The following is a 6000-nucleotide window of genomic DNA, read 5'->3' on the forward strand; positions in this document are numbered from 1 at the left end:
AGTGATCCGATAAAACGGGCTATATCAGTTATAGAAAGTGCAACCTCAGCTTTTTCTATAGGATCTAATTGACTTTTTTTTTATCAAAAGATTCCTTTGTTACAAAATCCCCTTGAATAGGTTCCTCACCACTCGCAAATTGAATGCGCAGGGATTTGGAGTTAAATAGATCTGGCGTATCCATCACCTGAAAATGTATATGTGCTTCTGAAGAGTTGCCTGAGTTTCCGCAATGTCCAATAACTTGACCTTGTTTTACAGCTTCTCCTTCTACTACCAGGATAGATGATTCCTTAAAATGGGCTAGCATACTGTATTCTTCATGCTCATGTTTTATAACGACATAATTGCCTGCAGCCTCTTTTTCATTCATTTCACCTGGAAAATTATCGATTATATGGTTAACAACTTTCACCACTGTACCATCTGCCGGCGCGGTCACCTCTTTGCCAAAGGCAAAATAGTTTTCATTCCTCGCTGGATCATCCTGATATGTAACTTGTTCCTTCATAATGACTAAATCATAGGCATAACGCTGAGATTCGTATAAATAGTGATAATTGATAAATTCATTCGTTCCGCCCCAAAACACAAACCATTCTTCATTAATCGGCATCACAAATTTATTCTTTGAGTATGTGTTATCACTTTCTGGAAACGTATTAAAAGGCTTTATTAAAAGGCTTTGAATAATATCAGAAGAATCAAATGCAACACTTATAGCCTTTTCCTTGCGCTCATCAATCCACACATATTGTGTGACAAATCCAAGATGCGAGGTAGATTCAAGATGAAAGCTTTCAACATTGCTATTAAAAGATTGCAATAGCTCGCTAAATTGCTGGAAGCTAACTAGTTCTTTAAATTCATTACTGCATTGCTCATAGATGACTTCTGGTTTTCCATTAAGAAACATTTCACCAAAATTTTCGGGAGTTACAGGTTGATCAGTTCTCATTCAATTCATCCCTTCAGTAAAATTAGATTTCTATGTTATCTCAAAGCTGCATACTATTCTTACGGATAACCGCCCAAACAGGTTTCATTTGCAGTTAAAGAAAACTTGCCGAGTTTCTAAAATGAGCCACTTGTGCCGTTATTGATTTACACTTTTAATAATATAAAAAAAGCTCATAACTATTGAAGGTTCAATAATTATAAGCTTCTTATTTTTACAAGATTGCTCTTTTCACCTGTCTCACATAAATAAAACGAACAATTAAGAAATAAATCACTTGTATGACTGTAAAGCTCCCCAATACGAGCGCTGATTCAGTGGTCAGATTATAATTAAAAAGATGTGATAAAGCTGTGAGTGCCACAGCTCCGTGAACGAGTGCAACCACGATCGGCGAGAAAAAGAGCAGTGCCACTTGGCGGTTGACTACCTTTTGCAGTTCCTTTTGAGTCAAACCAATTTTAGCAATGGCTTTAAATTTTCTTTTCTCCTCATCCAGGTCAGTAAACAAGCGAAAATACAGAAAACTCCCTGCAGAAACGAAGAATACGATCCCAATAAACAGGCCGATAAAAAGAATCGGTCCAAACGTTTTGTTGATTTCATAAATAGAATAATCAATAGAGAAGGCTTTATACTCCAATTGTTCGTTCAATTTCCTTCCCGCTTCGAGGATCTGTTCTTCCTGTGCACCTTTAGCTACCCATACAGCACTTACATCATTTCTAACCGGTTCTCCCAGCTGTCCATAGATTTTATCATTAACAACATAATACGCATTGTATATGTCTAACACAGCAGATTGAATAATAGAGCTTGGGATAATTTCTCGACCGTCTTGAATCTGGATCTTTTCTTTCATCATTATTTCGTCAGCTTTTGTGTCTTCCGTTAAAATGGCATCACTCTGACCAACAACAATTGCTTCCGTTTCTTCAGGATCAAGCTCCTCTTTTCCCGTTAATGCGGCAAAGCGATTGTAATCAGAGGCTTTCACAATCTGCACTGAGCTAATCTGTTCAGAGAGATGAAAAGTTTGCTCATCCAATGTTTCACTCACAGCCTCAATCTTCTCATCTTCCAAGATTGCATTTATTTTTTGAATATCCTGCTGAATGACGTCTTCCGTATCATCGCCCCATGGACTATACGTAACATCGTATAATGTGGAATTCTTTACATCTTTAGTAAGAATTGATTGAAAGCCATATAATGAACCGATTGCACTAAAGGCTACCGTTGAGATAATCGCTACTAAAAAGAATGTTCTTGCATTATCCTTCATGCGAAAGGACAGATCTGAAAACAGAAGCATATTTGTTTTCTTCCAAAAGATCGATTTATTCCTTTTCAATAGACGTATGATAAAAACACTTAACTGTGTAAACAAAAGATACGTCCCTATTACAACTACCAAAATCACAGGAATCATCGCATATACAACGAATATACCTTTAACCAGTACAGCAGTCACATATCCAACAATTAAAAGAATCGCAGCTATCATGGAGAGGAAAACAGAAGCTTTCGGCTCCCCCTTAGACTTCTTATCTCCTTTAATCAAATCGGTCAGCTTATTCGTACGGAGAATAAAGGAAACAAAAATTGAAATAAGAAAAAAGAGTACAAGAAAGCTGCCGAATGTGACGGCAATCGCCATAGCAGGAAAATAGAAATGGAGGGATTCTTCAATGATTAAAATATTCTCTGCAATGAGCAAAATGAACTTCGCAAAGATTAAACCTCCCAGTATTCCGCCGACTGTTGCACAAAAGCCAATCAGAATATTTTCCAAAAATACCATGAGACGAATTTGCCGATCAGAAGCCCCCATCATGATTAACAAACCAAATTCTTTCTTTCTCGACTGCAAAAAAGAACTCATCGAATACAAGACGAAAAAGAAAGAAAATACGTAGATAATTCCGCCAGCAACTGCCATTCCGAAAATGATGTTTCTATTAATATCTCCACCGGAAAAGGCAGGGTGAAAAGCGAAAATAGCAAAGGTGAAAAACACCATAACCGTGAACAAGCTGCTTAAGAAGTACGCAATATACAGTCTCTTATTGCGGAGCACATTATTAAATGCGAACTGGCGAAAAGTCATGATCATTGCCCCCCATCAGCGAAAGCATATCAATGATCTTTTGGAAAAAAGCTTGCCTGCTCTCCCCGCGGTGGATCTCTGAATGAAGTTTTCCGTCACGAATAAAGATGACCCGGTCAGAGTAACTCGCCGCTTGCGGATCATGAGTTACCATCAACAAACTCGTTTCTTCCTTTTTGTTAATGCTCCCCAGCATATTCATAACATCCTTAGCAGCCTTTGAATCCAGGTTCCCTGTTGGCTCATCAGCCAGCAGCAGCTTAGGCTGATGAATCATTGCCCGGGCAATAGCTACACGCTGTGCCTGCCCGCCGGATATTTCATATGTCCGTTTATTCAAAATCGGTGTGATCCCGAGACTTTCAGCCATTTTTCCCGCTTTTTCCTTCATTTCTTTTACAGAAGCACCGTCCAATGTGAGCGGCAGCACAATATTTTCTTCAACTGTTAAGGTATGCAAAAGATTAAAATCCTGAAAAATAAATCCTAATTCATTTCTGCGGAACTTTGCCAGCGCATTTTTCTTTAATCGATGCGGATTCCTACCCTCAATCTCTATATTGCCTGTTGTTGGTGAATCATTCGTTGAAATAATATTAAGGAGCGTCGTTTTCCCGCTTCCGGACGGTCCCATAATCGCCACAAACTCGCCTTTGTCTATTTCTAAATTGATATCCGTTAAAGCACGGTACGCTACTTTTCCTTCGTAAACCTTGCCCAAATTTGTAAGTTTAAGCATAACCTATCTCCTCTCATTCTCTTTCTAGTTGAAGTATAGCCTGTATGCTGTGAGCTATACGATCGATTATGCTTTCACGAATCTTACATTGATGTAAGGTTTTGTGTTGGTGAAAAAATAATGCGGATGACCGTCCCTTCTCCTTGCAGTGATTCTAGTACAATCTCATGCTGAAGCCTATCAGCTACTTCTTTTACTAGATACAAACCCATTCCCGTTGATTCACGATATTTTCTTCCATTTTCCCCGGTGAAAAATTTATTAAAAACTCGTTTCTGATCTGCTAAAGGAATTCCAATTCCAAAATCCCTTACCTCCAGAACACATTCTCCTAACTCTTCGCAGATCGAGATCTCAATGTTTCCTGCTTGTCCAGAAGAATACTTAACGGCATTATGTATAAGTTGCGTTACTAAGAAGAACAGCCATTTTTCATCTGTTGCGACGGTAATGCCTGGTCTTTCTTCTTTAACCTGCGGATATACCGCATTACGAATATAAAAACGTTTGTTATCTTGATTAACCTCATGAATCAGTTTAGACAGCACAACTGGCTTAATGTGAAAATCTTCTGCAATTGTACGGAGCCTTGCCATATATAGCACCGTATTTAATCCATTCCTCATTCTGTCCGTTTCTTCGCGGATACTCGAAGATTCAGGTTCATCCAAGCTTTGGGCTGTTAACTCAATGACCGAAAGAGGTGTCTTCATCTGATGAACCCAGCGATCCATAAATAATAAATGCTCATCCTGCTGGTCTTCTGCTTTTCGCAGCTTCTCCTGATATAATCGATATTGTGACAGAAGCAGCTGATCAAGCGCCTCTGAAATAGGTGAACGTTCAGTCGTTTCAAGAGAAGCATCCAATGTTTCCATTGAATTCTGCAGTCGCTGATAAAACTTCCTTCTGCTAACATATTGATAAATCAAATATCCTGATAAAAATATAATGGATAGGAAAATAGAATAAATGCCTACACCAATCCCTCGGTATCCATCCAGCCAAAAGAGAACAGGAATGACCATACATTGAATAAGCTGAATCAAAATTAAGAGCAAGTGCTCATGCAAAAATAACTTCATGATCCCCCCTCATCCCATGTAATACGCAGCCGGTATCCTGCCCCTCTCACGGTTTCAACTGCATCCGTAATCCCAATTTCCTCAAACTTCTTCCGAACCCGAGTGATATTGACATTGAGCGTATTTTCATCCACATAAACTTGATCATCCCATAGCTTTTCCAGCAAATCCTGTCGTCCAGCCACGCGCGGATAGCGCTCAAGCAAATGTTCAATAATATCGTTTTCCTTTTTTGTTAATGTCGTTTTCTTGCCTTTGAATTGGAGTTCCAATCGCTCAGGATACAACTTAAGACCCGCCTCCGATAAAACTCTTTCTTCATATTTAGCCGCATACTCTCCATAGGCACGGCGCATTTGGCTGCGGATTTTCGCCATGACAATATCCGGATGAAATGGCTTTGTAATAAAATCATCTCCGCCATTTTCAATCGCCATCACTTGATCCATCTCACCTATTCTTGCAGAAATAAAGATCACAGGGCAAATGGATTCCTTCCGAATCTGTCTGCACCAATAGTAGCCGTCATAACTTGGCAGATTAACATCCAGCAGTAAAAGATTAGGCTTTATTTCCCTGAAGGTTTCTATAACTTTTTCAAAATCTGCGGCAATAGTTACTTGATAGCCATACTTTTCTATATATGAACTTAAAAATTCAGCAATTTTCTGATCATCTTCAACAATCATGATTTTTTCCATATAATGATATCTCCTTTCCACAAGATAAATTTACCATATTAGTTTTGCCTGAAGCTATCTATTATGGCATTCCAAGAATACCTTACAAAGGCATTTTTTATTACATATATATAAATAAACGCCAGGTTAACGAATTCCAGCGTTTAAAGAGGATGGGACAAATCGAAATTAATAATTCTAAAACACGAATATTCAATATCTTAGTTTCGGTATTTAATCAAGACCGTTCCATTGCGCTGCGCACCCTCGCTTTCCGCGGGGAGCAAGCTGAGCCTCCTCGTCACTTCGTTGAGGGCACTGAAAAAGTCCTTTTTAAAGCCAGTGAAACATTGTTTCGCTGGCTTTTTGTTTTATAATGAAAGTAATAATTATATTGCAGGTGAAATCCAATGATATCCAACCAACAA

General features: G+C 38.7%; 6 protein-coding genes. 1 reads left to right on the forward strand and 5 read right to left on the reverse strand.

Annotation, left to right across the window (positions count from 1 at the left end; all coding sequences use genetic code 11):
- Window positions 1-64: 64 nt before the first annotated feature.
- The 5 genes from F7732_RS17950 to F7732_RS17970 form a co-directional block, all read right to left on the reverse strand.
- Entirely contained in the window at window positions 65-958 is an 894-nt protein-coding gene (locus tag F7732_RS17950; protein WP_151575470.1) for a M23 family metallopeptidase, read from the reverse strand.
- A gap of 214 nt (window positions 959-1172) precedes the next feature.
- Window positions 1173-3068: an ABC transporter permease gene (locus F7732_RS17955; RefSeq protein ID WP_151575471.1), complete on the reverse strand. Its 1896-nt coding sequence runs from the start codon at window positions 3066-3068 to the stop codon at window positions 1173-1175.
- On the reverse strand, window positions 3043-3807 hold the full coding sequence (locus F7732_RS17960) for an ABC transporter ATP-binding protein (protein ID WP_151575472.1): 765 nt from the start codon (window positions 3805-3807) through the stop codon (window positions 3043-3045). Before F7732_RS17960 ends, F7732_RS17955 begins: the two co-directional genes overlap by 26 nt.
- Window positions 3808-3890: 83 nt before the next feature.
- Window positions 3891-4892, reverse strand: coding sequence for a sensor histidine kinase (locus tag F7732_RS17965; protein ID WP_151575473.1), 1002 nt, complete (start codon window positions 4890-4892; stop codon window positions 3891-3893).
- Window positions 4889-5593, reverse strand: coding sequence for a response regulator transcription factor (locus F7732_RS17970; protein WP_151575474.1), 705 nt, complete (start codon window positions 5591-5593; stop codon window positions 4889-4891). The genes F7732_RS17965 and F7732_RS17970 overlap by 4 nt, the downstream gene beginning before the upstream one ends.
- A 152-nt stretch (window positions 5594-5745) precedes the next feature.
- Between F7732_RS17970 and F7732_RS17975 the strand changes: the two genes are divergently transcribed.
- A complete protein-coding gene (locus F7732_RS17975; RefSeq protein WP_151575475.1) occupies window positions 5746-5949 on the forward strand; it encodes a hypothetical protein in 204 nt (67 codons plus the stop codon).
- Window positions 5950-6000: the final 51 nt, after the last annotated feature.

The sequence above is a fragment of the Bacillus mesophilum genome (assembly GCF_008923265.1).
In the GTDB taxonomy this organism is placed as follows: Bacteria; Bacillota; Bacilli; order Bacillales; family Cytobacillaceae; genus Cytobacillus; species Cytobacillus mesophilum.

Coding starts and splice junctions, on each gene's coding strand:
- F7732_RS17975 (WP_151575475.1), top strand. CDS start 5,746: ATGGGACAAATCGAAATTAATAATTCTAAAACACGAATATTCAATATC.
- F7732_RS17960 (WP_151575472.1), bottom strand. CDS start 3,807: ATGCTTAAACTTACAAATTTGGGCAAGGTTTACGAAGGAAAAGTAGCG.
- F7732_RS17955 (WP_151575471.1), bottom strand. CDS start 3,068: ATGACTTTTCGCCAGTTCGCATTTAATAATGTGCTCCGCAATAAGAGA.
- F7732_RS17970 (WP_151575474.1), bottom strand. CDS start 5,593: ATGGAAAAAATCATGATTGTTGAAGATGATCAGAAAATTGCTGAATTT.
- F7732_RS17965 (WP_151575473.1), bottom strand. CDS start 4,892: ATGAAGTTATTTTTGCATGAGCACTTGCTCTTAATTTTGATTCAGCTT.
- F7732_RS17950 (WP_151575470.1), bottom strand. CDS start 958: ATGAGAACTGATCAACCTGTAACTCCCGAAAATTTTGGTGAAATGTTT.